At 65.3% G+C, this 25,306-nt stretch carries 21 protein-coding genes and 3 pseudogenes; 15 read left to right on the forward strand and 9 right to left on the reverse strand.

The genetic code is table 11. From position 1 onward, the window contains the following. Nucleotides 1-36: 36 nt before the first annotated feature. Genes ACV7NQ_RS30575 through ACV7NQ_RS30585 form a run of 3 tightly spaced genes read left to right on the forward strand, consistent with a single transcriptional unit; the run spans nt 37 to nt 1,122 of the window. The gene (locus ACV7NQ_RS30575) at nt 37-288 is read left to right on the forward strand and encodes an alkaline phosphatase family protein (protein WP_463362762.1); all 252 of its coding nucleotides are present in this window, start codon (nt 37-39) and stop codon (nt 286-288) included. A 33-nt stretch (nt 289-321) separates the two neighbouring features. Further along, entirely contained in the window at nt 322-492 is a 171-nt protein-coding gene (locus ACV7NQ_RS30580) for a hypothetical protein (RefSeq protein WP_463362763.1), read from the forward strand. An 18-nt stretch (nt 493-510) separates the two neighbouring features. Then, nucleotides 511-1,122 carry an alkaline phosphatase family protein gene (locus ACV7NQ_RS30585; RefSeq protein ID WP_463362764.1) on the forward strand — a complete coding sequence of 204 codons (612 nt, stop codon included), beginning with the start codon at nt 511-513 and terminating at the stop codon, nt 1,120-1,122. An 806-nt stretch (nt 1,123-1,928) separates the two neighbouring features. Here ACV7NQ_RS30585 and ACV7NQ_RS30590 read toward each other — a convergent pair. Continuing rightward, on the reverse strand, nt 1,929-2,318 hold the full coding sequence (locus ACV7NQ_RS30590) for a squalene/phytoene synthase family protein (RefSeq protein ID WP_463362765.1): 390 nt from the start codon (nt 2,316-2,318) through the stop codon (nt 1,929-1,931). A gap of 149 nt (nt 2,319-2,467) precedes the next feature. Between ACV7NQ_RS30590 and ACV7NQ_RS30595 the strand changes: the two genes are divergently transcribed. Beyond that, nucleotides 2,468-2,695, forward strand: a complete 228-nt coding sequence (locus ACV7NQ_RS30595; RefSeq protein ID WP_463358545.1) for a hypothetical protein — start codon at nt 2,468-2,470, stop codon at nt 2,693-2,695. A gap of 241 nt (nt 2,696-2,936) precedes the next feature. On the opposite strand, the gene ACV7NQ_RS30600 is transcribed toward ACV7NQ_RS30595, so the two are convergent. The 6 genes from ACV7NQ_RS30600 to ACV7NQ_RS30625 all read right to left on the reverse strand — a co-directional run bounded on the left by ACV7NQ_RS30600 (nt 2,937) and on the right by ACV7NQ_RS30625 (nt 9,369). After that, entirely contained in the window at nt 2,937-4,403 is a 1,467-nt protein-coding gene (locus tag ACV7NQ_RS30600; protein WP_463361385.1) for a hypothetical protein, read from the reverse strand. Nucleotides 4,404-4,592: 189 nt separating this feature from the next. Next, on the reverse strand, nt 4,593-4,922 hold the full coding sequence (locus tag ACV7NQ_RS30605) for a helix-turn-helix domain-containing protein (RefSeq protein WP_463358547.1): 330 nt from the start codon (nt 4,920-4,922) through the stop codon (nt 4,593-4,595). Next, nucleotides 4,919-6,040, reverse strand: a complete 1,122-nt coding sequence (locus ACV7NQ_RS30610) for a tyrosine-type recombinase/integrase (RefSeq protein ID WP_463358548.1) — start codon at nt 6,038-6,040, stop codon at nt 4,919-4,921. Before ACV7NQ_RS30610 ends, ACV7NQ_RS30605 begins: the two co-directional genes overlap by 4 nt. A 137-nt stretch (nt 6,041-6,177) precedes the next feature. After that, nucleotides 6,178-6,939: an ATP-binding protein gene (locus tag ACV7NQ_RS30615; protein ID WP_463361311.1), complete on the reverse strand. Its 762-nt coding sequence runs from the start codon at nt 6,937-6,939 to the stop codon at nt 6,178-6,180. After that, a complete protein-coding gene (istA, locus tag ACV7NQ_RS30620; protein ID WP_463365817.1) occupies nt 6,936-8,408 on the reverse strand; it encodes an IS21 family transposase in 1,473 nt (490 codons plus the stop codon). The genes ACV7NQ_RS30615 and istA overlap by 4 nt, the downstream gene beginning before the upstream one ends. Before the next feature lie 205 nt (nt 8,409-8,613). Then, nucleotides 8,614-9,369, reverse strand: a complete 756-nt coding sequence (locus tag ACV7NQ_RS30625; RefSeq protein WP_463362766.1) for an oxygenase MpaB family protein — start codon at nt 9,367-9,369, stop codon at nt 8,614-8,616. A 193-nt stretch (nt 9,370-9,562) separates the two neighbouring features. Here ACV7NQ_RS30625 and ACV7NQ_RS30630 point away from each other — a divergent pair, with 193 nt between their 5' ends. From ACV7NQ_RS30630 to ACV7NQ_RS30650, 5 genes are all read left to right on the forward strand, one after another. After that, nucleotides 9,563-10,177: a TetR/AcrR family transcriptional regulator gene (locus ACV7NQ_RS30630; RefSeq protein ID WP_463362767.1), complete on the forward strand. Its 615-nt coding sequence runs from the start codon at nt 9,563-9,565 to the stop codon at nt 10,175-10,177. 976 nt (nt 10,178-11,153) lie between these two features. After that, nucleotides 11,154-13,604: a hypothetical protein gene (locus tag ACV7NQ_RS30635; protein WP_463362768.1), complete on the forward strand. Its 2,451-nt coding sequence runs from the start codon at nt 11,154-11,156 to the stop codon at nt 13,602-13,604. Between the two features lie 19 nt (nt 13,605-13,623). Then, complete coding sequence (locus ACV7NQ_RS30640) at nt 13,624-14,091, forward strand: hypothetical protein (RefSeq protein ID WP_463362769.1); 468 nt, start codon at nt 13,624-13,626, stop codon at nt 14,089-14,091. Nucleotides 14,092-14,105: 14 nt separating this feature from the next. Further along, on the forward strand, nt 14,106-16,670 hold the full coding sequence (locus tag ACV7NQ_RS30645) for an Hsp70 family protein (RefSeq protein ID WP_463362770.1): 2,565 nt from the start codon (nt 14,106-14,108) through the stop codon (nt 16,668-16,670). Nucleotides 16,671-17,157: 487 nt separating this feature from the next. Continuing rightward, nucleotides 17,158-17,484 carry a DUF4190 domain-containing protein gene (locus ACV7NQ_RS30650; RefSeq protein ID WP_463362771.1) on the forward strand — a complete coding sequence of 109 codons (327 nt, stop codon included), beginning with the start codon at nt 17,158-17,160 and terminating at the stop codon, nt 17,482-17,484. Between the two features lie 153 nt (nt 17,485-17,637). Here ACV7NQ_RS30650 and ACV7NQ_RS30655 read toward each other — a convergent pair. Further along, nucleotides 17,638-17,715, reverse strand: a pseudogene (locus tag ACV7NQ_RS30655) (chemical-damaging agent resistance protein C); the annotation flags it as partial. A 27-nt stretch (nt 17,716-17,742) separates the two neighbouring features. Here ACV7NQ_RS30655 and ACV7NQ_RS30660 point away from each other — a divergent pair. Both ACV7NQ_RS30660 and ACV7NQ_RS30665 read left to right on the forward strand, forming a co-directional pair. Next, nucleotides 17,743-18,112 (forward strand): annotated as a pseudogene (locus ACV7NQ_RS30660) (winged helix-turn-helix domain-containing protein); the annotation flags it as partial. 113 nt (nt 18,113-18,225) lie between these two features. Next, nucleotides 18,226-19,089 carry a COG4705 family protein gene (locus ACV7NQ_RS30665; protein ID WP_463362772.1) on the forward strand — a complete coding sequence of 288 codons (864 nt, stop codon included), beginning with the start codon at nt 18,226-18,228 and terminating at the stop codon, nt 19,087-19,089. Between the two features lie 143 nt (nt 19,090-19,232). Here ACV7NQ_RS30665 and ACV7NQ_RS30670 read toward each other — a convergent pair whose 3' ends face one another. Beyond that, nucleotides 19,233-19,562, reverse strand: coding sequence for a hypothetical protein (locus tag ACV7NQ_RS30670; RefSeq protein ID WP_463362773.1), 330 nt, complete (start codon nt 19,560-19,562; stop codon nt 19,233-19,235). Between the two features lie 752 nt (nt 19,563-20,314). Between ACV7NQ_RS30670 and ACV7NQ_RS30675 the strand changes: the two genes are divergently transcribed. From ACV7NQ_RS30675 to ACV7NQ_RS30690, 4 genes and pseudogenes are all read left to right on the forward strand, one after another. Then, the gene (locus tag ACV7NQ_RS30675; protein WP_463362774.1) at nt 20,315-20,575 is read left to right on the forward strand and encodes a hypothetical protein; all 261 of its coding nucleotides are present in this window, start codon (nt 20,315-20,317) and stop codon (nt 20,573-20,575) included. 114 nt (nt 20,576-20,689) lie between these two features. After that, entirely contained in the window at nt 20,690-22,180 is a 1,491-nt protein-coding gene (gene tnpC / locus ACV7NQ_RS30680) for an IS66 family transposase (protein WP_463365536.1), read from the forward strand. A 69-nt stretch (nt 22,181-22,249) separates the two neighbouring features. Next, nucleotides 22,250-23,188: pseudogene (locus ACV7NQ_RS30685) on the forward strand (cupin domain-containing protein); the annotation flags it as partial. 834 nt (nt 23,189-24,022) lie between these two features. Next, a complete protein-coding gene (locus ACV7NQ_RS30690; RefSeq protein WP_463362775.1) occupies nt 24,023-24,886 on the forward strand; it encodes an alpha/beta fold hydrolase in 864 nt (287 codons plus the stop codon). Nucleotides 24,887-25,306: the final 420 nt, after the last annotated feature.

Here is a 25,306-nt window from a genome sequence, read left to right on the forward strand (position 1 = left end):
CTGGAAACGGATCTCGCTCTCCCCGCCTGATCTTCATTGTCGACGGGCTCGGCAGCGACTAACAGTGGGGCGACGCCGTTCCTGTCGCGCCTATACGCCGAGGGCGGCACGGCGGTCGAGGGCCTGTGGCCGACTGTCACCAACGTGAACAACGTCGCCATCGCCTGTGCCGCCCCGCCCGCGGTCACCGGGATCACCGGGAACTCGTTCCTCGATCCCGCCACGGGCGTGGACCGGCACATGGACTCCGCGCAGATGCTCAACGTACCGACGCTCCTGGAGACCTGATCGGGCGCAGGGCGGCGGTGCTGTCTGCTCACCGTGAAGGGCAAGTCCGGGCGGCTGCTCGGCCGGGGGCTGGAGTACGTGGTGACCAGCCAGGACGCGCCCGCAGAAATGGTCGAGGCGGTGGGCGCGCCGCCCGACATCTACACCATCGACGTCAACATCTGGCTGGTGTGCTGCCTGCAGTGGCTGATCGCCAACCGGTAGGAACTCGACACCTTCTACGTGCACACCACGGATTACCCGATGCACATGTGGGCACCGGGTGAGGACGGCTCCCACGAGCACCTGCGCCAGCTGGACGCCGCCATCCGCGTGGTCGTCGACGCGGTGCCGAATGCGGAGGTTCTGCTCACCGCCGACCACGGGATGAACGCCAAGGACCGGGCACTTGACCTGGGGCGGATCCTCACCGCACGAGGTGTCACCGGTGTGCGGGCGCTGTCCATCGAGAAGGACGGCTACGTGGGACATCACCGTGACCTCGGCGGCAGCGCCTGGGTGTGGGTGGACGAGGCGCAGCGGGACCGGGCCACGGAAATCCTCGCCTCGCTCGAGGGGGTCGATCAGGTGCTGTCGCGAACCGAAACCGCAGCGAAGTTCACGCTCGACCCGACGCGGATGGGCGACCTCGCGGTCTTCGCGGACCGCCGGTCGGTCTTCGGTGACCTGGAGACCGAGACGGAGGACCTCGCCCCCGGCTACCGCTCCCACGGCTCGCTCTACGAACGCGAGGTCCCACTGCTCCGTTGGGGCGTCGGCAGCCCGAAGCCCGGTGAGGAGATCTCGATGAACTGGCACCTGCTCCGCCCCGTCGCAGACGATCACACCCACTGATGAAGGCCACGCGCCCGGTGCCGGGTTCCCACCCAGCACCGGTGCCGTCGCCCGATGTCGCCGAATCGCCACCGAGTGCGTTGCGGCTGACCGGCCTGACCAGCCGGTTCGGCCGCTTCGCCGCGCTCGGCGGCTCATCCACCGAGTCCAGCCGTCGACAGAGTCCGCGAGGTGCGCGATCGCATGAACCGCCGGGGTCAGTCGATTCCACGGGCGGATAAGACCGCGTCTGCCGCTCGACCGCTCCGCATCTCGTGTTCGTTCGCACTTTCGGTAAGCACCCAGCGCATCAGCGCACCTACGAAAAGAAGGAGTACGGGGGAACGGGCTGTCTCGAGCACCGCGAACCCGACTGCCGATGGCCGAAACACCTGTGCACGACGCGAACGAAGTGACAAGTAGCCGCTAGGCGTGCGGACGCCAGAACGTCCCCATCTGCCGAGTTGCGGACGTCCAGATAGTCGTTATCCCCAGCGTCTGGCCGCCGGTAAGCGGGGTGACGACGGCGACCGCGTCGGGGCGGTGCTGCGCGCAGGCATGCGGTGTGCGCTCGAGGATCGCCGAAGGTGGCCAGGTAGTCCCGGACCAGATACAACTCCTCGCAGCGGATCCGTTCGACCGCCACGTACGCATCAGACCAGCAATGTATCTGGCGCAGCAGCATCACCGCCAGCGCCCGGCCGGGGCGAAGGCAGCCACGCCAACGCCTCGGCGATGAACCCGCCGGGATCATGAAAGCAACCCGGCCGCAGCGGCCCCTTTTCCTCAGCCCAGGTGAGGACGGAGCAGCCGCGGTTACCGGCAGCTCAGGACGGCCGCACTGCCGGGGTGCCCGGTCCCGCGTGACCAGGCCGGGCTTTCGTCGATGCACCCATACGACGAGAACGGACCATCAGGGACAGGCACGCCACCCGCCCGTCGTGATAGGGGCGGCGGATGACGGCGACTCCCCGAGTCCCGACGTCGTCCAGACGCTTATGGAACACGCCGTTCACAAAACGAAGCATCGGGCGGTATTCAGGGGCGATTTCACCGAGGAACCGTTCACCCTCCACGAGTGAGGCACGCGCGGAACTCGCCGTGGCCGATATCAAAGCCCTCACTTCAGGGGTATCCCGTCCCTGCTCCAGGTCCGCACGCGTCACGCCGTGTCGGTCGAGGTCGGAGACCGGCAGGCACAGCCGCCCGTCTGTCAACGGTCACCGGGAAAACCGGGTGGGTGGACAGCTAGCGTCCGGGCTGGTGGACATTAGTTCTCCGGATCGGCGGCCATTGGTTGTCCGGGTGGGTGGCCGTCGGCGGTCCGGGGTTTCCGCGTTGTGTGAGGTGGTGCATTGTGGTGGTCGTGTCTGACATCCGCCTGGCAACTGCCGATGCCGTCGAACTCGCCGAGATGCTGATGTTTCTCGATGATTGGCTGGCGAATGCTGGTCCGGCCGTTGCGGAATCGCTGGCCGGGGTCGTCGGGTCCGATACCTACTCGATCGAGCTGTTGCGCGTCGATCTGGGCCGGTTCGCGTTCCTGTTCGGCGGCAGCCGCGGCGAGCCGATGTTCGACGGTGAGCCGTTCTAGCCGCGGGCCGCGGCGCTGGAGGTGCTGGGTCAGGCCAAGGCGACCACCCCCTTGCCGGCGAGCGCTTCGGCCAAGCGGTGGGAATCACCTGTGGTGAGCACGAGATGCGCGTGGTGGAGCAGGCGAAAGCGCGCGGGTTCGCCGATTCTCGGTGGTGGTATGCGATGAACCCGTGCGTGGTCGGGTGGTGTGTGGTCGAAGCGGGTCGGGTTCGCGGATGTGGGCGGTCGTCGGCGGGTTGTTACCGGGGTGTGGTGGAGCGGCGTTCGGGGTGGGCTGCTTGGACGTAGGTGATGGCGGTCTTGGCGGTTATGCCGAAGACGCGCATGAGGTGGACGGGGTCGGCGGTGTGTGCGGCTTCGTCGAGGATGCGGTCGCGGCGGAGTTGGGATGGGGTGAGACCGAGCCGCTCGAAGATGATGTCGATGACCCGGTGGGAGACGGGTGGGCGCGTGGCATCGGCTGCGGTCACCTGGCTGACCAGCAGGTGGGGGTTGGAGGTTCGGCTCCAGAGGCGCCGCCGCTGGTGTAGCCAGTCGAGCGCGAGGGTGTGGGTGAGTTCGTCGAGGTAGACGGTGTGGTGTCGGGTTTGTCGTCGAACCAGCAGCCGTCCGGCGGATAGGTCGAGATCGTTCAGTTGCAGGTGGGTGGTTTCTTGTTTGCCCAGGCCGTGGATGGCGATGAGGGCGACGACGAGTTTGGCCATCTGCCCTTCGGTGCGGTCGATGAGACCGTGCAGGCGGTCGGTGGGAATCGGGACGGGCAGGCGACGCATCGCGGTCAGGGTGATCCCGCGGGTGGGATCGCGGAAGATGCGTCGTTCTTGTTTGAGGGCGCGGAACAGGCTGTGCAGGGCCGAGAGCAGGTTGCGGGCTGTGACGGGTGGTTGCCGGTCGAGGGCGGATTGGATGTCGGGACCGGTGATCTCACGCAGGCTGGTGACGGACTCGGTCCAGATGGCCAGCGTCGGCCGCAGGCAGTTCAGGTAGGAGCGGATCGTGGCGAAGGGGAATTGTGGGTGTGGTCGGCGTCCTTCGCCACGCAGAACACTTATCCAGCAACCGATTTCATCGGCGAGGGCATCGGGAAGGGTGTCGATGCGCTGCTGGATGGCCCGTTCGATGGTGTCGCCTTGGCGGGCGGGGTCGGCGATGACCATGCCGTGAGCGTCGAGGAACTGCAGGACGCGTCGGATGGCGGAATTGGGGCGGTGGTCGGCGACCGCACGGATGTCGGCTTCGGGGATGGGGGCGGCTGCGCCGAGCCAGCCCAGCAGGACCCGCAAGGTCATCGCCCCGGCGTTGCGGGGCATCGGACCCCACCCGTGGTTTCGTGCGTGCTGCTGGAACTCCTCGAGCAGGGCTGTGGCTGCCGGTGTCAGCTCAGGCAGGGCATTGGGGGAACCGACGGTGAAGCGACTCCAGTCTCGACGGGCGTCGAACAGCATGATCTGCGTGGGGTCGAGCAGGTGAGGTGATATCGATGGCGCGGGAGGCCGTGGGGTCAGCCGCCGTCGTTGCTGCGGGGTCGGCACCAGGTCGGGGAAGGGTTTTCCCGTTGCGGCACTTGGGTTTTTCCACTTCGCGGGCAGAACGATCGGGGTGGCCCGAAACGAGCGCAGTTCCGGCAGGATCAGCGTGAGTTGCGTCGGGCGGCCGGGCACGGGATCGAGCAGCCATCCGGGATCGTCGACACGCAGGACTTGCAAGCACGAGCGGCAGAGTCCCTCGTCGCTGACATGGTTGCGATGCCGACATCGCAAGCACGGCTTGCATTCTGGGAAGGCGCGGCGCCATTTCCCGCAGGGGGCGCAGGTGGTGTATTGCCGTCTCTCGCCCCAGCCCAGGCAGACCGGGCACTGCCCGATCGGCCAGTTCCTCGGTGTCGCTGTCACGGGTCAGTTCGGCGGCATTGATCGTTTGGTCCCGCCGCGGCGGGCGGTCGGTCGCACGGGTTCATCCGTCCCACCGACGGCCCGATTGGTTTGCCGCTCTTGCTCATTGGCGGTCGTGAGGGGCTCGGCTTCCAGGAGATCGGCGACCGTGCACTGCAGTGCGGCGCATATCTTGTCCAGGTCATCGAGCCTGACCGTGGTGGGTTTGTTGCTCCAGAGGGCGGCGACTTTGCTCAGCGATGGCGTGAAGCCGACCTCGGCGAATACGGTCATCAGCTCGCTGGGCCGCCAGATGTCGCGTTTGGCCGCGGCCCAGCGCAGGTTCCATTTCATCGCAGGGTTCCTTTGTCCATGACGAGTCGTTGCACCGCTCTCCCGGCTGCTGCCAGGCTCGCGGTTTCCGGGTCGGCGTGTGCGGTGGCCAGGTAGGAAACAGTGGTGGTCGGGCGATCGTGTCCCAATAATTTCTGTACTTCCCAGAGCGACATTCCCCGCTCGTAGTTGTGGGTTGCGCAGGCATGTCGGAGTAGATGTGGATGCAGCTCGGTCACTGGGCCGGTGAGAAACCGGCGGCCGACGGCTTTCAGTGCCCGCCGGAACGTCGACGGGGTGACCGCGATGCCGGGGGTGGCCAGATTCAACGCGGCGACGGCCTGCGGGATCCGCTCGGACGGGAACAGTGGGGCTTCGGAATCGTCTGGGTCGTCGCAGAATTCGGCGCGGACTTCCTCGATATACCACCACAACAGCGCCCGGCCTTCCTCGAACAGATAAGCCTCGCGTTGGCGAGGCCCGGATCCGCGAGCTCCCTTGCCGTGCACCAGGAATCGGCCCCATTGACCGGACTCCCAGTGAACGTCGCCGATCCTCACCGAGCACAGCTCGGCGGCGCGAACGCCGGAGATGTAGGTGAGCTTGCCCATGACGTAGTCGCGGCGGGCGATCGCCGGCTTGCGCGACTGCGGCAGCGATTCCCGCCAGCGGCCGAAGAATTCGCGTGTCGCCCGCTGGGACGGCGGTATCCGCAGCCCGAAGTCGCCGCGATGGGTCGGCCGGTTGAACGGGTCGATCGGCGACTCCACGCCGACGCCGTAGTTGCGGGCGATCTCACCGGCATACCGCTGCTCGAGGAAGGCGAAGTAGCTGTCGATCAGGGTCATCTTGCGGCGCACCGTCGAGCGTGCCCGCTTGCCGACACCCGCGAAGTACTTGTCGACTTGGCGTGGGGTCAGTTGCCACGGCACCAAACCGTAGTACTGGCAGATCTCGATGATCGGCTTGGTCAGCCCATCCAGCGTGGCAGCAGCCAAACCCGCTGTGTCCCTGGCCCATTGATACTCAGCGACTGTATCCAGGAAGAAACTCTGCTCGTCGTCGGCAGTAACCTCGGCGGCCTTGCGCCGCTGGAGCGTGACAACATCTGCTAGCCCCGGCTCGAGGATCGGTTCCACAGACGTTTCATCGCCATCGGGCGTGGCCGCCGGAACGAGCGACAGTGGGCGTGTCCCGGAATCCGGCATGGTGTCGCAGATTACAGCAGCTGCTCCAGGATTCCTGTAATAACTCGCAGATTGCCGGATATGTCTGATCAGGCCATCGAACGGGCCGAGAGCTGCTGAGATGCGTTGACACCAGCGAAATCCGGTTGAAGGAACCCGCACCTACTCCGGTTATCGACAGTGGCTGTGGCCAGGGTCTTGGGCATGATGGTGTCGAAACCGGACGGATGAATATTGCTTGTTACCGCGATAGACCGCCGCTCGTATGCTGCATCGATCACCCGGTAGAACGCTTCGGCGGCGTCGGCGCCGACCGGCAGCATGCCGATGTCATCGACCACGATCAGATCACAGCTGCAGATGCGGGCGACCGCGCGAGCGATCGACCCGTCGACCTTGGCTTTGCCGATCGTGGCGGTCAGCGACTCGAGGGTGAACCACGACACCCTCAGATCGTTCTCGATCGCCGAATGCGCGAGCGCTTCGACGAAGTGACTCTTTCCAGTACCCGATGGTCCAGCGACAGCTAAATTCTCTTGTCGCCCAACCCATTCCAGGGTAGCAAGCGCGTTCTGAGTGGCCTCGGTGATAGTGGACTCCTCCGGCCGCCAGGACGAAAATGTCTTGCCAGTTGGGAAATTCGCCGTCTTGCGTCGCATCCGCCGGGTCGCCGAGTCGCGGCCGGTGACCTCTTCGGCGAGTAGCACCCGCAGCACTTCGGCGGGGTCCCAGCGTTGGGCGCGGGCGGTGGCGAGCACGTCGGGTGCGGCCTTGCGCAGATAGGGCAGGCGCATCCGGCGGCAGATCTTGTCCAGCTCTTCCGGCAGCGCCGGTGGCCTCGGGTGGCTCATGCGCCGAACCTTTCCCAGTTACTGGTGCCCGGCTGCGCCGAGTGCGTCTCGTCGGCGCGCGTCTCGTCGGTGAGGCGAGAGAACTTCGCGAGGTGATCGAGGATCGCGGCCAGGTCGCCGTCGTCGAAGCGGCCCGCGACCGCAGCTACCCCGAGTGCTTCCTCGACCGCCTCTGAGCTAGTGAGGGCGGCCAACTCGAGGGCGCGGGTCATTTTCGCGCGGATCCTCGACACCCCGGAGGCTGAAGCCTCGACCAGCCAGCGGTGCGCGCCCTCGCCGAGTTCGAGGAACGCGATCTCCTCGACGGTGCGGGGCCGTAGTTTCCGCACCCGCGGCAGATCACCGCCGACGTGGTGCGGATAGTGCTCATCGAGGATGCGCGGGTTCCCTGGCGTCGAGAGCCGGTGCCGCGCGATCTCAGCCAACCCGGCCGGGGTCGGCCCGGTGATCACCAACTCCTCACCGGCAACCCGGCACCAGACTTTCCTGCCTTGGTGCCCGTCCGGGGTCGAATACCGCACCGACCCCCATCGGATCGTTTGATCGTCGGTGACCAGGCGTTCCTCACCGAGCGCCATCGCATGCGGCTCGGCGGGCAGCACATGCAGATGCTCACGTTCGATCCCCAGCCGGATCACCGGCGCCACGCCGGTCTCGCGGTGCGGGCGGGCGTTGATCCGCTCGCACCACGCCCAGCACGCGTCGGCCAGATCGGTGAACGTCGCATACTCCGCCAACAGGTTCGCCGTGGTCGGCACCAGATCGGCCTTGGCGATCTTCACCGTGTGTTCCGCCCCGCCCTTGGATTCCGGGTCGAACGGCTCACACGTCTCTACCTTGCAGCCGTAATGTCTTCCGGCAGCAATGATTTCGGGATGCCGCACCGGAATCCCCGCGATCCGGTCCACCGTCACGGTTCTCGGGTTGTCGGTCAGCAAATACGTTGGCGCACCACCGATCCGGCGCAACGTCACGTCCACACCTAGCACCAACGAACCCAGGGTTTGATCCCACGACGGGATCACCACCCGGAATCGTGACCACGCCAGCCACGCGCAGAACAACTGCGTGCGCCGACCCGCCACCCGCGGGCCCTCACCCCAGTCGAACTGCAACCACATCCCCGGCTCCGGCAGCCACGGCCGGTATTTTCTGCGGTGCCCGGTCTTGAACGCCGCTTTCGCCCTTGCGACCGCGCGCCGCGTGCTGCGGTCGGTGCCGGTGAACCCCATCGCCGTCAGCCGCTGATGCACCACATCCGCACGCACCCGGCCCCCGGACTTGTCCACCCATTCCTCGATCTTTCCCATGAACGGGTCTATCGCCCGCGGTCGCCGCAGCTTTGCCAGCGGGTCGTGGCCCGAGTCGCGGACCGCGACATACCGGGCCACCGTCTTCTCGTCCACACCCGCCAGCTCCGCGGCCGAATGCGCGCAGCGTGTTAAGTCGAACGCTTCCAGAATCTCCATGATCTCCCTGTCAGACTTGGTCAACGGGATCCCTTCGACGCGTCAGTTGGTTTGGCTCAGCAACCAAAACTCAACTCGCTCGAAGGGATCCCGTTTCGCATTTGCTCAGGCGTGTCCCGCAGACCTCGGATGTCCGCCCACCCGGAGAAATCATGTCCGCCGACCCGGAGCCAAATGTCCGCCCAACCGGATTATTACGTGTCCGCTAGCACCGTCCCGCAGGTCCTCGAACAAGTCGGTGAGGTCGTCTGTCCGCTGCGATGTCCTGCATCAGTTGCTCGCCCAGGGCGTCGAGAAGGATCGGAGCAATCTCGGATGTCCATGGAGACGGGGCGCCGACGTGCGCTGCGACCCAGTCGCTGAAGTCGAGCATCTGCTCCGCGATGGCGGGGATCTGATGCTTCGGTGCGCCGAAGAGATAGGTGATATAGCCCCAGTAGTCGCTGACGGCTTCCAATTTGGCGATGGTGCATTGATTGCCGAGTGCGTGGTCGTGCAGCACAGGCACGATCCCGAATGACAGATAGCCTTGTGCCAGCGATGACACCGAGATCGGTGCGCCGAATGCGCCGAATGCGTCGTTGCCCCATTTCTTGCGCAGCGCTGCGCTGACCTGGGCGTGCATGAGCCCGACCTGCACGATGTCTTTGAATCCGGCGGCATGGCGGTTCAAGCCGCCCGCAACCGTGACCGCTTCGAAGAACGCAAGGGTTTCCAGGTTCCTGCGCACCGCATCACGGGCAAACCGGCCGGTCGCGCCGACCGCGGCGGCGACGTCGGGTGCCATGACGAGGTTGCCGGTCAACTCCGTCATCCTCCCGATCGGCGACAGCGACACCCATACCCGCCTTCCGGCCTCGACTCGTTCGGCAGCGAACCGGGCAGGCGGATTGTCCAGCCTGTTGAACAGGCGCACCAGTTCGGCGGGCGGATCGGTCAGCGCACCGAGGCCCTCTTCCAACGCCTGCTCGAACAGCGCCCGCCCTTGGCATCCGTCGTTGACGCGCTATTGGAGGTAGGGCTTGCACTCGTCGAGCAGGCTGGGGCGTCGGCCGGTGCCGTTGTTGACCAGCAGCTCCTCGGCCGTGCTGGCGCGGGCGAAGCGCGTACGGTCCCTCGGGCCAGGCCGAGCCGAATACCGATGGCTCTGATCCTTGCGCCATCAGCGAGCAAGGCGTGGATATCGTTGCAGCGCTACCGCCGAATCCATCGAATCGCGCATCCTCGATGCCGCGCTGATCGTTCGAAAAGGTCGGCATCAAAAGACGACCATCGAGGAAATCGCGCGCCAAGCCGGCGTCGACCGCTTCACCGTTTACCGTCGTGTCGGCTCCTGCGACGACGTCGTGCAAATCGTCACCACCCGCGAGGTCGCGCGGGTGCTCGCCGAACTGGCCGAGATCCCCGAAACGCCACCACAACCTCGACGACCTCGTCGCCGACATCTTCGTCACGGTCGTCACCCGATGGCGCACCCACGCCCTGGTCAACCGGATGCTCGCCCTGGAACCCGAGCGGGTCCTGCCACAACTCACCACCGAAGGCGGATCCACCTTCACCATGTCGGTAGCGGCGACAGCAGCCGCGCTGCAGCAAGCGTCGAGAACGGGCTGCTGCCGAACGCCCCAGACCTACTCACCCGCGCCGAAATCATCTGCCGCCTCGTGCACTCACTCATCCTGCAACCGCACGGATCCATCGCACTCGACACCACCGAAGAACTCAACGCATTTGCGCGAAAGTACTTGACGCCCATCATCTCCCGCTGAGTCCCGTTGGACGTTCAGCGCGGACGATGACCCGCAACCCAGTGGCTGGTTGGTAGATCCAGCACGCCGGTCGACTCGGCGCCTCAGGCGGCCTCACAGACTTGCCCGCCGCTGTCCTGAGCAGTTGTCCACGCGGAAGGACAACGCGGCTGCGGTGAGCGGCCGGGGATCCGGGCCTCCCCAGATGGATATAGCCCTGCTGCACAACCAATTTCACTACCGTGGGGAAAGCTGAGTGTGCAAGCATTTTCGGAGGGGGAGATATCGTGGTCAACGCCCGTTCGGGAAACCAGCTTGCGATCGCGCTGATCGAGCACCACCAACGCAGTGGAGATGTCGATGTGCTCCATGAGGCCGCAGCGGCGTTGCATAATGCCGTATGGTTCACCGGCTACCGACGCCCCACCCCGGTCCCCGTGGGCCGGGGCCGCGTCGCATCTCACAGGTCACAGCCGGAGGCGCCCAGGCCCGCAGCAGGTCGATCAGGTCCGGCTCCGCCCGGCACAGCAACCTCATAAGACCCGCGACCGAGCCTGGCTTTTTCGGTCTTGACGAACGCTGCTCACATGCGGCTATCGTTGGTCTCGAAGATAGGCTGTCCCAACGGTTTCGGGGCGGCTTCCAGGCTGCCCGGCGTCGGAGGGATGGTGAGAGTTCGTGTGCGAGGGGGGAATTTGTCTCGACTGATGGCACACGATGACCTGGAGCCGACGGTATTCGCGCCGAGACAGGTTGGGCGGCAATTGTTTCGGATGGTGGTGGCGGCGTAGTGAAGTGGCCATGGTCGTCGCGCGATGACGGGCGGCACGACGAGGGACAACGCCCCCCGCCGGGCCCGGTACAGCACCAGCCACCGAGCCTCGAACAGCGTCGGCCGCCGCGTCGCGAACAACACCAGCCGCCGAACCGCGCAGCACGTCGGTCTCAGCCCGATCCCGAGCTGAGCCCCGCCGACCGGGCGCGGCGGCGGCTTTCGATGATCGACGAGTTCCTGGAGCAAGCCGACGCCGGGATACCGCCGGACACGCAGCAGCTGCAATCCGATCTCGTCGAGGCCGCCGCGGTCCTCCCGGATGCGGCGATGCGGCTGCTCCCCGGCTTCAAGAAGCGCTGCGGCGCGAGCGAGGCTGCCGTACAGGCAGTGTTCCGCGCCTGGCTGCGCACACCGGATCCGGGCTCGTTCGCCCAGTCGTGGGCCCTTGCCGCCGAGCTGATGAAGTCGGGTGTGGGAGAGTCGGGGCCCTCGACGCTCTGCGTTTGGTTCGGCAACACCCTGCGGGCCAAGGATTCCGACGTGTCACCGGAGTTCCGGATAATCGCCACTGCCTACCTCACCGAGTTCGTCGACACGCACTTCGAGGACTACGCGTTCAGCGGGCGGTCCTCGGTGACGTGGCAGGTCATGTACGCGCTGGGACCGGACACCCGAGCGGAGTGGTATCGCTTGCTGGGCGATCGCGCTGCCGAGCGAGGCGACAAAAGGTCCGCGGCCCGCCGCTACGAACTCGCGGAGCGATTCGGCGGTGACTCCACCAAGGAAAAACGGCCGCAGCCGAAACCGAGCGGTACGCTACCGGCCAACCAGGCCACATCCGGGCCGAAGCCGCCGGCAGACCGTCCGACGTCCCCACGGAAACCGCTCGTCGGGTCCGACACCACCCGGCGACCACCCCCGCCGGCTCCCAGTAGGCCCCCGGCATCGAGCCTGCCCAAGCTGACCGGCTATGTCGATGTCAACCGCCAGGTGGTGCTGGCTGCTTCGGATGTGATGCACGGCCGGTCGGCCGCCGCACGTTTGGCGGACGCCTCAGAGCAGCTACCGGACCGCCCTCTCCGCGTCGCGGTCACGTTCATCACTGCCTTGTCTCGGCTGCGCGAGAACAACCTGCCGAAGGCCCGAGCCGAGCTGCGACGGGTTCTCAGCACTCCGGCCGAATTCGACGCCGACCGCGACATGATCGCGAACGCCCATCTCATCCTCGGGTTCCTCGACAAAGACAGCCGACTGCTCGCGGTCGGCACGCAGGCGTTGATGGACCGATACCAGGACCGCTGGGTCACCCGGTCAATGGTCGATCCGAAGGCCATCTGGTTCGCGATGGCCGAGGCCGCCGCCGAGGAGTCAGCGGCGTCGGTCCCCGCAGACGAACACCCAGGCGGACCTGCCGAGTCCGGAGCCGAACTCAGCGCCTTCCATCGCGGGATCGCGCACGCGAGTCTCGCGAAGGCCGCACAAGCGGCCCTGCACGCCCGCATCGAGGAGGCAGACGCCCTGCTCGCGTACGTCCGGAAACTGCTCGACAACGCGCGCGGCGACCAGGCAGCGGATCTGCGGGAGTCGGCCGCCCGCATCGGCGAGATCACCGCACGGATGGACCGCTCGTCCCCGCAGCCACAATTCACCCGGCTGGCCGTGGCGGCACTGCAAGTGGACGGCGTGACCCACCCGTGGACACCGCAGGCGATGCGACTGTGGGACGAGCACGGTGCCGACGACAACGATCCGATCACCGTGCACCATCAGGCGATCGCCGAACACGCCCGGGCCTACCAGCTGGAACTCGACGGCAAGAATGCCGCCTTCGCGCATTGGGAGCGGGCTCTGCATCATTGGGCACGGCTGTACGGCGACCCCGGTTTCTGGCGGTCGATGCGCGAACATCTCGACACGGTGATGGCCGATGCCACGCCGGACGAGGTGGTCCGCGCGATCGAGGAGGTCCGTGCGGAACTGCCGGAGCGTCTGCTCGAACCCCATGTGACGCGGATCCGGGCGCTGTGGAGGGACCATCCTCCGCGCGCACGCGAGCACGTGAGACTAATTCGAATGTCCCCGCTTCCCGCGGCGGCCAATGCCCGGGCACGGTCCAAAGTGACCCACGATATCGAAGTCCCGATGCGGCGTCTGGCGCGCGAAGGCCACCACGGGCCCGCGCTGGACATGGCCGCAGCTTGGCTGAACATCGACCCGGACAACGTGCAGATCGGGGAAACAGCGATCGATGTCGGTATCGAACATGTCGAGGCCCGGCAGAGCGCTCAGGATTCGATGTACCCGTCCCGGCTGTTGCTGGAACGAATTTCGAAGATGGTGGCGCCGATTGTCGCGGGCCTCGGACTCACCTACCTCCGGGTCGGCCAACCCGCCGGAACGTCGCCGACCGGAGTGTCGGAAACCGATCGTGCGGCCTTCGCCGCGAAACTGGCCCGGCACGAATTCTGGCTGGGCACTTGCCTTTTGTTCATCGCCTATGACCGGCTGATGAAATCAGCTCACGTCAGCGGGGGCCGCGAGGCCGCCGAACATCTGCAGCGAGCCATTCGGCTGGGGCTGCCCGAAATACCGCCCTACGACTCGGCACACGAACTCGCGTCCAAGGCAGAAATGTTGGGCCAGGTGCGTCTGCACGGCTTCGGATACCAATAGCGAAATCGGAACAGGAACAATGGCAGCACTGAATCCTTGGGAATGGCGTGATCGTAACCCGTACCATGCCACGGCCTTTCAGATCCTCGATCTCGAGCCCACGGCCGATCCAGCGACGGCCCGCACTCGAGTCGCCGCCCGTCGCAAGCGAATATCCTTCGACGCCAAGCGATTTCCACTGTTCGGCGAACTTCTCACCGCCGCACAGATCAACGCGGCCGAGGAACAGCTCAGCACCCCCGGGACGCGTCTGACCGCGGAGCTACTCACCCACCGGCCGGTGCCGGCCGGCCCCGACATCGCCGACCTGTCCGAGCTGCTCGCGCTCGCGGAATCGCTGGAATCCGCAGTAGCACAAGACCGTGCGGAGTCCGCAGCCGACAACACCGACGAGCCGATGCCGGAGAACACGATACCGCTCGACTACACAGTCCTGCCGCGGCTGCTGCCGTCCGCGCTCGGACCAGACCTCAACGCCCTGCGCTGAACAGGAGACGCCGAATGACCATTGTGGCCGGAATCGACCTCGGCACCACGAACTGCTGTGTCGCCGTACCCGCTGACGCCGACATCCCGAACAAGCAGGCGCTGATCGACCGCCGCCGGTTGCGACCTCTCGGCGGGGCCCTCATCGTCACCAATCCCGACCTGTCGCTGACGACTCCGTCGGCGGTGTGGATCTCCCCCGACGGCACCCCACAGGTTGGAGCGCTCGCCAAACGTAAAGCGCGGCTTCCTGGTTCGCCGCCTGCCATGTTCTTCAAGCGCAATATGGGCACCGATCAACCGGTCACCGCCGGGCACGCGACGATCACCCCGCTCCAAGCTTCGGTGCATCTGCTGCGCCATCTGAAGACGGTGGCGCAGGATGCGATCGGCATGCCGATCGACCGGGCGGTCATCACCGTGCCCGCCTACTTCGAAACCAGCGCCAAGACCCAGACCACACAGGCCGGCGCGGAAGCCGGCCTCGAGGTGGTCGAGACGCTCATGGAGCCGGTGGCCGCGGCACTGGCGCACATGCACGAATACCGCCAGCCGGAGTCCGAGGCGAGCCGGTTTCTCATCTATGACCTCGGCGGCGGCACCTTCGACACGTCGGTGGTGACCTGGGATCCCGCAGGAGGCTTCAGCAGCCGCTCCTTCGACGGCAACCGGTATCTCGGCGGATACGACTTCGATCAGGCGATCGTCGACTGGATGATCGCCCAGTTGCCCGGCTACGACCTCGGCTTCCGGCCGAACGAACCACGTGACGCCGAGCTGCTGGCCCGGCTGCTCAGCCTGGCTGAGACCGCGAAGCACGAGCTGTCGCGGGAGACCGAGACCGAGATCATCAGCCAGGATTTGGTGGATCGTTCCGGGCTGCCGATGAACATCAATCTCCCCCTCGGCCGGCACGATTTCGACCGGATGATCGAGGACTTCCTGCGCGGCACGCTCGACCACTGCACCGAGGCGCTGTCCAAGGCCCGGGTCACCGACACCGATCTCAACGAGATCGTCCTGGTCGGCGGGTCGTCCCGGATTCCGCTCGTCGGGCGGCTGCTGGAGCAGCGCTTCGGTACCGCACCACGGTTGTTCCATCCCGAACTGGTGATCGCGGTGGGTGCGGCACTGAAGGCCACGAGCCAGGGCACCCGAAGCACCATGCTGGAGCTGGAAAACTTAGTGCCCCAAGGGGCTTCGGTCGACATCGCCGGGCACGTACTGCTACCGGTCACCGCTGGACAGCAGATCTCCGTCGTCGTGGAACCGTCCGACGGTGCACCCCTCGAGCAGCAGATCACCGGCGACGACGGTGCTTTCCTGTTCATCGACGTGCCACTGGCCGCCGACGGCGAAAGCTCGTTCACCGTACGAGTTCTCGTCGACGGCCGCGAAGTCGACACCGGCCACCTCACAGCGCGACCGGACAGCCCGCCAGCGGTGCCCGACCTGGCTGGAGACGTACTCGCCCACGACTTCTCGGTCGAGCTGGTGGACGGGCGGCTGGACCGAGTGGTCAAGGCGGGCACGAAGATTCCGCATCGCGCGTACCACCGCCTGGAAACCGCGCGCGCCGGCTCAGCCTTGCGGGTGCGTCTCTACGAGGGACGGATCCCGATCGGGTCGGTGCAGATCCACGACCTCCCCGACGACGTCCCACCCGGGACCGCGGTCGAGCTCACCCTCGAATTCGCCCCGGGCTGGGCGATCCACGCCTCGGTCCGGCTGCCGCACCTGGACCGGACCGCGACCGCGGTGATCGAGATCCCCGTCCGGCAGGTCGCCGAGTGGGAGGAGATCCAGGCACGGACCGCCCGGGCCCACGCTGCCTGGCGGCAGGTGCGCCCGGAGGTGCACGAGGTCGAATCTGCCAAGGCCGCACCTGAACTCGAGCAGCGGTTGACCGCTCTCGAGGGGTTGATCGTTCGCACCCAGGATCAGGCGAAGGCACACCATATGCTGCTCGAGGCCGAGACCATCCTGCAAACGCTGCAGGAAAGCGAGGGCCCCGAAGCCTACCTGGAACCGCCGCTGGCGGAATTCGAGGACCGGATGGCCTCGCTCACCCAGCTCGTCATCCTGCTCGAACGCGATCGACCGGCCGATGGGCAACCGTTCCGATTCCGCCAGGACAATATTCGAACGGAGGCACTGGCCGCCTGCAGCACCGGCGATTTTGTCGCCTGGCGAAGGGCCAACGAGAAGCTCAACGATCTGATCCGGGAAGTAGTGCAGGTTCCGGTGATTCGCGAAATCCTGACCGTCGGGAATACTCCGAACGAGTACTGGAGGTGGCTGCGTGAGGAGATCGACACGACCGACGAGCTGATCCGTCGCAAGCACGAAGACCTGCTGCACGACCCCCGCCTCGCACCGGCGGAGAAGGCGAGCCTTCCGCACCAGCGAGACCAATTCCTCAGCGAACTTCAGATGATCGCCATGACGGTCGACGACATCGATCTCGCACGACCCGCCGCACGCGAACAGCTGCACAACATCTACAGCGGTCGCCTGCAACCTCTCGAAGCACGCATCAACCGTTGGGGCCAGGAAACCGGGATTCACACATCGCAGTAACCGCGTTGGTGATCACAGCCTGGCATGCCGCCGCCCCAAGGCGTGAACTAGGGCAGCCAGTGTCCGCGTACGCGCCAAAATGTAGTGGCGCGACCCGGTACGTCGTCGATCGGCGATTGCGACGGTCTGGGCGGAAGGCTGAGATGCGCCACCGCAAATTTCGGGCACCTTCGCGACCCTGGAGGTGCTCGGCCTAGATCGACTCTGGCTCCGGTCGGCGTTCCGGGCGGGCCCGGGCCGGATGTCGAACAGAGCGGGTGAGGAGTTCGCGGATCTCCGCGGCGGACATCGGACCCAACCTGAGTATGCAGGTCGTCGCCGGGCAGGTTCGGATGTTTTGGGTCGTGACCAGCCGTGTGCCGCGAGTTAGCGGCTGTGTTTTCAGGTGCGCGGCATTCCAGCACTGTTGACGCCTGCGGCAGCTTGAAGGTCTCGCCGGGGATGCGGGCAACAGTGCGGGGAGGATACCGCGTTATAGCGTCGAGGAATGATGGATCCCTATGGGTTCCAAGCGGGAAGCATGCTCGGGGTCTCGATCGACGCGTACGGAAAGCCCATCGGCGGACCGATCGAGCATCCACGTGCTTCGACTGCTCTGATTCTGGGCGTGCTCGGACTGGCCTGTTGTGGAATCTGCGCACCGATCGCCTGGGCGATGAGCCGACAAGCCCTCATCGACATCAACCGATCCGGCGGCGTCCTGAGCGGCCGTGCGCAAGTTATGGTCGGACTCGTCCTCGGCATCGTCGGCACAGCCGCGATGATCGTCCAAGCAGTGGTGTTCACACAGATACTCATCGGAGGCCAAGCCTGATAAGGCGAGGATCTCGACCCGCCGGGTGGCCGACTGTGCGGGGGCGCGGCTGTTCTGGTCTGGTGCCTTTGTGCCCGATGGGCGGTGCGATGTGTGAACACCTATAGACCAGCAGAACCAACCTATGGAGACGGTGTAGAGGAAGTCTTCGTTGTCGGTGCAGGCCAGCTCGGCGCCATTGGCGCGATTAACCACTCGGATGTAGGCGTTGCGGACCTGTCCGAAGGATTGCCGCGACGCCACCCTCCTCACCAATCCTTCTCCTTCATCATCCTCATCGCCCGACTGCGCGGGTTGGTGCGCCGCGGCGCTTCGGAGCGACCCGCGGTACTTACTGCGGGCAGCCTCGCCCTGGATCCGGCGCGGCGAAGTGTCAGCCGCGCAGGACACGAACTGTCGCTGACCCCGCGCGAATTCGGCGTACTGGAATACCTGCTGCGCCACAAGGGCGACGTCGTCACCAAGTTCGACATGCTGCGCTCGGTCTGGGATGCCAACTACGAAGGCGCCGATAACGTCGTCGAGGTCTACATCGGCTACCTCCGTCGCAAAATTGATGCCCCGTTCGGACTGGCCAGCATCGAAAACCATCCGCGGCGTCGGATACCGGCTCCTCGACGTCACCTGACCAGCTGGTGGTGCTCTTCCGCCGTGAGCGGCCACACACTTTCAGCGTGCTCTCAGCGGCTCTTCGACAGACTCCGCGCCCAAGGGTGTCGGCACCGGAGAAAGAGAGCACCGATGGTGAAACATGCGGCTCGGAGTCTGCTCGTCGATTACAAACTTCCCCAGATCACGGTCATGTTCTGGGTACTCAAGATCGCCGCGACCACCTTGGGCGAGACCGGCGGTGATCTGCTGGCGCAGACACTGAAACTCGGCTACGCGCAGGCATCGCTGGTGTTCCTGGTCATCTTCGCGGTCAGTGTGCTGACCCAGTTACGGGTCCGCCGATTCCACCCCGCGCTCTACTGGACGGTCATCGCGGCCACCAGCACGGCGGGCACGACCATGTCCGATCTCATCAACCGCGGACCGGGCTCGGACACCTCTACCGAGGGCGGCCTCGGCTACGGCGCGGGCGCGGTGCTGCTCATTTCCGGGCTGGCTCTGGTCTTCACGATCTGGAAGTTCAGCATGCAGAGCTTCGACGTCGCCAACATCACCACCTTCCGTGGTGAACTGCTCTACTGGGCCGCGATCCTGCTGTCCAATACTCTCGGCACCTCCCTCGGCGACTACCTGTCCGACAGCTCAGGCCTCGGCTACTGGGGCAGCGGCTTCCTGATCGCCGTCGTCATGGCGCTGATCCTCACCGCCCACTACCTCACCAATATCTCTGGCGTACTGCTGTTCTGGATGGCGTTCGTCCTCACCCGTCCGCTCGGCGCGACCGTGGGCGACTGGCTGTCCAAACCCCACGCCAGCGGCGGACTCGCACTGGGCACCTACGGCACCTCAGCCGCACTCCTGGCGATCCTGATCATCGGCATCGCCTACAACTACCGAAACAAGCGTCGCGTGGCCATGATCGAGGGGACCACCGTTGAGACCGCGATCGAAGATGCCACCGACACCGCGCCCGATCCACTGGGAACTCGATAGTCGGCAGCCACCCGCGGACGACGACCAAACCGGGTCGACGTGTCACACATGAGCTAGAACCCCGCGCTGGGGAGCGAGTGCGTGTCTGATGTTCGGCGACTGGGTTCCGCGCGGGATGGGTCGTCACCAGCGCGGGATCGTGATCACCGTGTGACATCCAGCGCGGTGGTCCAATCGGTGGCGATTGCGTCCTGCGCCGTCGCCAGCGCTACCGCGCTGGAACAAACGCGCTCGTTCAGTGTGTCCTGGACGCGGTCTTTCGGATTGGTCGAGCGGCCGGGTTCGATCCACAGATTCCGTGGGTCGTTGGGGTCGCCGCCGAGTTCGAGCGGGACGAGATGGTCGAATTCGGCATCAGCTAGTGACCCGGTGTAGCCGTACCCTCGCGCGCTGTCCTTCTTCTCCTGATCGGTGATGGATTCCGGCGGGCGAATCGACTTGGTGTAACCGGATTTGCAGATCGTAGTCGCCAACGTATCTTGGGTGACAAGCGGATTCAGTGCGCCCGGCGTGCAGCCGGATCGGGGAGCGTCGCACCGTCGGCGGCGACCACATAGTGACAGCCCTGCGGCTGCGGCTCCACCCGATAGTTCCCCGACGGCCCCGGACCGATGGGATGGCTGCCGAAGCAGGGCAAGCGGTGGCGAAAAGTGTTGCGGCCAAGCCGAACCCGGTGAGCAGTGCCCTCATGTCCGGCACCCTACCCGCGCCTGGCCTCCAGCCGCATGCGCCAGACGACCTGGACATCGTTCACTTCCCGTTATTTGGTTACGGTGCGTGGTTTGGCTCGGAGTTGGTTGGTTCGTTCTGTCCCGCTCCCAGCCCGATGTCGCTGTTATGTGTGAACACACCGCACGGTCGAGCAGCTGGACATGGGCCGCACCGGGAGCGCGATATGGATCCTCCGACACCTGCCGTGATCGTTGAATACCTGCCTGGGATGAATACCCTTAGGTGGATCGTCGGAGTGCGCGGTTTCGCTATTTGTGCGGCCTTGCTTGGCGTCGGTGCCGGAACCAGCGCAGGATTCGCGACCAGCGACTGGCTGTTGTTCTAGGCAAGTAGACCACGGACGCCCGCTGTGGGAGATGCAATTTCGGGCAATACAAACTCGGGCAATACAAACTCGATAAACTCGGCGTGCCCGTTGCGGTCTTTCTGCTCATCGGTTTCTACCGCGACCGGCCGGTCATGGGCCTCTGGTCCGGCGAAGGGATGGGCTCACATGGAGACAGACCGCATTCACGATGGAATTCCTCAGCCCCAGCGCAACGGCAAGGGCGGCATTGACACCGGTCCACGAAACATCGAACTCGACCGGCAGAACCCCGACCTGATCACCCCGCCGGAGACCGACAGCGGAACGCTGCCGAACATGAAGTTCTCATTCTCCATGGCACACACCCGCATCGAGGAGGGCGGCTGGACACGGGTAGCTATTCAGCTGTCCCCCTTGGGGTTTGATGGCGTGTCGGTTGGATTGTGATGGCCTGTCGGGCATAGTGGCGGGGTGTCTGGAGCGTCGTCGGTTGAGCAGCTCGTTGAGCGGGTGGCCGAGTTGACGGCGCAGGTGAGGGTGGTGCTGGCCGAGAACGCGGAGTTGCGGGCCGCGAATGCGGAGTTGCGGGCCGCGAATGTGGAGTTGGGTTCGGAGAACACAGAGTTGAAGGCGCTGGTGGGGTCGCAGTCCGAACAGGCTGCGGCGCAGGCGGATCGGATCGCAGTGCTGGAGCGGCGGTTGGCTGCGGATTCGTCGAACTCGGGGTGGTCGTCGGGGTCGGACTCGCCCTATGACAAGAAACCGGCCAAGAAGCGGTCGTCGCGGACCCGGTCGGGGCGGTCGGCGGGTAAGCAGAAAGGCTCGGCAGGCACGTCGCGGCCACTGCACGATGACCCGAACCACACGATCCGGTTGGAACCGCCCCGCTGCCAGGGGTGTTCGTGTTCGCTCGACGGTGCCGCCGAGGTCGCCTGCGAACGCCGCCAGGTCGTGGACACGGCACCGGCGGCGGCGCCGGTGATCACCGAGTATCGGCGTATCGCCCGCGAATGCGGGTGCGGGACAGTGACTGCCGGTGACTGGGCCGATGCGGCACCCGAGCATGTCGCGGTGATCGCGGCGGCGGGGTCGCCGGTGCGGATCGGGCCGGTGGCTCTGGCCCGGGCGGCGTTGCTGACCTGCGGGCATTACCTACCGATCGGGCGGAGCCGGGATCTGTTCGTCGCACTGTGCGGCCTCGATATTTCGACTGGCTGGCTGGCAGGGGTGCGTGGCCGCGCCGCGCGGCTGCTGGAACGACAGTTCTCCGTCCACATGCGAACTCTGCTGGCCACCGCGCCGGTGTTGCATGCCGACGAAACCACCGGCCGCGCCGCCGCGGAGTTGAAGTACGTGCACGTCGCCTGCACCGACTATCTGACGTTGATGCACGTCGGTGGCCGCTCCGCCGACGATATTGATGCCGGTGGTGTGCTCGGCGAGTTCACCGGGGTACTGGTCCGCGACGGCTACGCCGGGTACGCGCACCTCAAAGCGGCCCACGCGTGGTGCGGTGCGCACCTGCTGCGCGACTTGCGGTCGATCCACGATGCCGATCCAGCCGGGCAGGTATGGGCGAAAGCGATGATCGACTGCCTGCTCGACGCCCACACCGCCGCTGGCCGGGCCCGCGCCGCTGAGGCATCGGCTCTCGACGCCGACACCCTCACCGGGATCCGCCGCGCCTACGCCGGTGCGATCGGGCTGGGCCGCGACGACAACCGTGACCGGAAAACTACCTTGGCCGCCGACGCCCGCAAGCTGGTGGCCCGGTTCACCCGCTACGAAGACATGATCTTGCGGTTCGCGACCGACCTGACCGTCCCGTTTTCGAACAACGAAGCCGAAAGAACGCTCCGACCAGTCAAAATACAGCAACGAACCAGTGGTGGAGCATGGCGAACCTTGCAGGGAATCACCGACTTCGCGATCGTCACTTCCTACCTCGACACCGCCCATAAATGGGGCCTCGACAAACTCGACGCCCTCACCCAACTGTTCACCACCGGTCCGTGGCTACCGCCTGCCCTCACACCCGCAGCCGCCCCATAACCACGCACGCATACCACACCGACCACCGAAAACCTCACCACCCCAGGTGAATAGCTACGGACACGGGAGGTCACCCAGCGCGAACTGCCGGTCGCGACCACTCTGGCCGGCGTCGACATGAAGCTGAACCCGGGCGCCTACCGCGAAATGCACTGGCACAAACAGTCCGAATGGGGCTACGTACTGCAGGGCAGCTGCCGCATCGGCGCGGTGGACCACGAGGGCCGCAACTTTCTCGAAGATGTGGAACAAGGTGACCTGTGGTTCTTCCCCAAGGGCGTCCCGCACCACATCCAGGCCCTAGCCGAGGGTGTGGAATTCCTACTCGTCTTCGACGACGGTGAGTTCTCCGAGAACTCTACGTTCATGATCAGCGACTTCTTCGCGCACACGCCGAAGAACGTGCTGGCCAAGAACTTCGGCTGGCGACCCGAGCAACTGGACCACCTGCCGGAGAAGGAGAAGTACATCTTTCAAGGCCAAGTCCCACGCCAGTTGACAGCGGACCGAGTGTTCAGCCCGACCGGCGACGTACCACGCACGTTCAAGCACAACCTGCTTACCCAACGACCCCTGGAGTTCCCCGGCGGCCGCGTCCGCATCGCCGACCACTCCAACTTCGCTGCGACCACCATCGCCGCCGCACTGGTCGAGATCGAATCCGGCGGCCTACGCGAGTTGCACTGGCACCCCACCGACGACGAATGGCAGTACTACATCTCCGGCTTCGGACGCATGGGAGTCTTCGCCAGCTCTGGACTGAATCGGACATTCGACTTCCAAGCTGGCGACGTCGGCTACGTCCCCTTCGCCTACGGCCACTACATCGAGAACCTCGGAGACGAGCCACTGAAATTCCTGGAAATGTTTCGCAACCCGTTGTTCAAGGACATCTCGGCCACCCAGTGGATGGCCAATACACCATCACAGGTCAGCGCCGACACACTGAACCTTCCACGATCGATGATCGAGGCACTGCCGAAGGACAAACGTTCCGTCATGGCATAACACGGCGGCTGGGCCCGTCCGCGTCCGCGACCGGGCCCCAGGTTACGTACCGGCCGCTGCGCGGTGCCACTGTCGCGTTCCGGGTTCTCGCCGGGCCGCTGGGGCGCTCACACTGTTGTTCGGCTTCGCGGCGAGCGCATCCGCGACCTCACCGGCCCGACCCGCTGCACCTGTCGCTGGTGTTTTACATCGAGCCCTCCACCGCACTGCGCTACGCCACCGTCGCCGAGCACCCGCTCAGCGACGAACTCGAGCAGACGAACTCGAGCAGCAGCCGGACCGGCAGAGCAGCCCGAACCGCTAGGCTCGCACGAACCCACGGCAGTTCACCGACGGCGTCACGCCGGACTGCTGGACACGCTCCCCGACCACGAACGCGGCTACGAAAACTGGCGCGTCGATGAAGACGCCCTCGCCGCCGCAGCCACGACGTCCCGGCCAAACAACTGAACGTTTACGGGAGAAAGAGCCGGAAATGGTGTCGGTTGGCCACTTTGAGTGTCATTTTGTGGTCTACCCCAAAGCGACGTTATCGGCGCAAATATCTGGTCCGCTCCGGCGGCAAGGGGGTGAGTGTGTCGGTGACGAGTCGGAATTGAGCTCGGCTGTTGGGGCTGAGCAGTATGTCGGGGTCGGCGAACTGTTGCGGTGACTACCGCACGCACGTGAGAAGATAAGCAGGTCTAGATGGATGGGTGTGGTGTTCGGCCGTCGCTCTGCACTCCGCTTCCCACTAGGGCGAGTGGTGTCTTGCAGTCGAAGCTGCAGCCGGGGCAGCGGCGCAGGCCGATCCGGACGCTCTGTTGGTCGAACACAGCGACGGAAGAGGGCACGATGTCGCCTTACGAACTCGAGTCCGTGGTCCTGCACAACGACGTCCTCAAGTTCGTCGACGTCGGTGACGGACCCGCGGCAGTGTTGGTGCACGGTCTGCTCGGCTCGCACGAGTCCTGGATGCCGCAGATCGCAAAGCTCGCCAAGAAGCATCGAGTAATCGCACCCGACCTGTTCGGACATGGACAGTCGGACAAACCCGCTGGTGACTACTCACTGAGCTCCCACGCCGCCACTCTCCGCGACTTGATGGATCATCTGCAGATTCCCACAGCAGCGTTTGTGGGGCATTCCCTCGGCGGCGGAATCGTGATGCAACTGTCATACCTCTTTCCCGAGCGAGTCGATCGGCTGTGTCTGGTGAGCAGCGGGGGCCTCGGGCCCGAGGTGAGCTTGTTCCTCAAGGCGGCCACCTTGCCTGGAAGTGAAGTGGTGCTGCCGATCCTGGCCTCCGACTGGGTCCGGCGCAACACCGAGACGGCACTCAGACGACTGGGACGTCTCGGGTTTTCAGTGCAACCGAGTCGCGGCGCTACCGAAACGTGGCGACGGCTCGAGACTATGTCGGACAAGTCTTCGAGAGCAGCGTTTCTGGCATCCACCCGTGCAGTCGTGGGATTGCGCGGACAGACGGTCAGCGCCAAACATCATCTCTCGAAATTCGAAACGATTCCGTCGCTGTTGGTCTGGGGTGGCAGGGACAGAACGATTCCCGCCTCACATGCCGACAACCTCCGCCGTGAAGTACCCCACAGTCGCATCGAGATCTTTCCCAACGCCGGCCACTTTCCCCAACTCGACGAACCACTACTGTTCTTCCGTGTACTCGACCAATTCCTCCGGGCCGGTCTCGGAGTCCAGTAGCCGGTAACGACCTCTGGGCACGGTGGATCGCGCGATAGTCGACGTCAACGACAAGCTGGTCCCCGTCGGCGTACGGGGGAATCATCCACGACTTTGTGATGGTCAACTCGATGCACGATACCCACACGGCCAAAGTTGCCGTCGCACAATCTGTTGCGTCATTGCGTGTTGCGCGTCGCTGAATATGCCGATCAGCCATCACGCCGCATGGTTGGGTCGCCGTTCGTCGGCACGGTGACGTCACGCTCGGCGTCATGAGCGCCGTACGGGCACAAGGCCCGCACGGATCTGACCAGGGGCGAGAGTCGGTCGGTCGTCACCTTGAACGACGGCATCGGCATCACCGGCGTCACCGAAATCCGCAGTCGCAGCGCGCCCCCGCTTCGCTGACCACGTGATCGAGTTCGATCCGGGTTCGTA

It is taken from the genome of Nocardia sp. Tas62D01, from assembly GCF_055232035.1.

Bases quoted from the DNA above. Each gene is read 5' to 3' on its own strand.
- ACV7NQ_RS30605 (WP_463358547.1), bottom strand. From the start codon at position 4,922: ATGAAATGGAACCTGCGCTGGGCCGCGGCCAAACGCGACATCTGGCGG.
- ACV7NQ_RS30615 (WP_463361311.1), bottom strand. From the start codon at position 6,939: ATGAGCCACCCGAGGCCACCGGCGCTGCCGGAAGAGCTGGACAAGATC.
- istA (WP_463365817.1), bottom strand. From the start codon at position 8,408: ATGGAGATTCTGGAAGCGTTCGACTTAACACGCTGCGCGCATTCGGCC.
- ACV7NQ_RS30635 (WP_463362768.1), top strand. From the start codon at position 11,154: ATGATCGACGAGTTCCTGGAGCAAGCCGACGCCGGGATACCGCCGGAC.
- ACV7NQ_RS30640 (WP_463362769.1), top strand. From the start codon at position 13,624: ATGGCAGCACTGAATCCTTGGGAATGGCGTGATCGTAACCCGTACCAT.
- ACV7NQ_RS30645 (WP_463362770.1), top strand. From the start codon at position 14,106: ATGACCATTGTGGCCGGAATCGACCTCGGCACCACGAACTGCTGTGTC.
- ACV7NQ_RS30650 (WP_463362771.1), top strand. From the start codon at position 17,158: ATGATGGATCCCTATGGGTTCCAAGCGGGAAGCATGCTCGGGGTCTCG.
- ACV7NQ_RS30665 (WP_463362772.1), top strand. From the start codon at position 18,226: ATGGTGAAACATGCGGCTCGGAGTCTGCTCGTCGATTACAAACTTCCC.
- ACV7NQ_RS30675 (WP_463362774.1), top strand. From the start codon at position 20,315: ATGGAGACAGACCGCATTCACGATGGAATTCCTCAGCCCCAGCGCAAC.
- ACV7NQ_RS30690 (WP_463362775.1), top strand. From the start codon at position 24,023: ATGTCGCCTTACGAACTCGAGTCCGTGGTCCTGCACAACGACGTCCTC.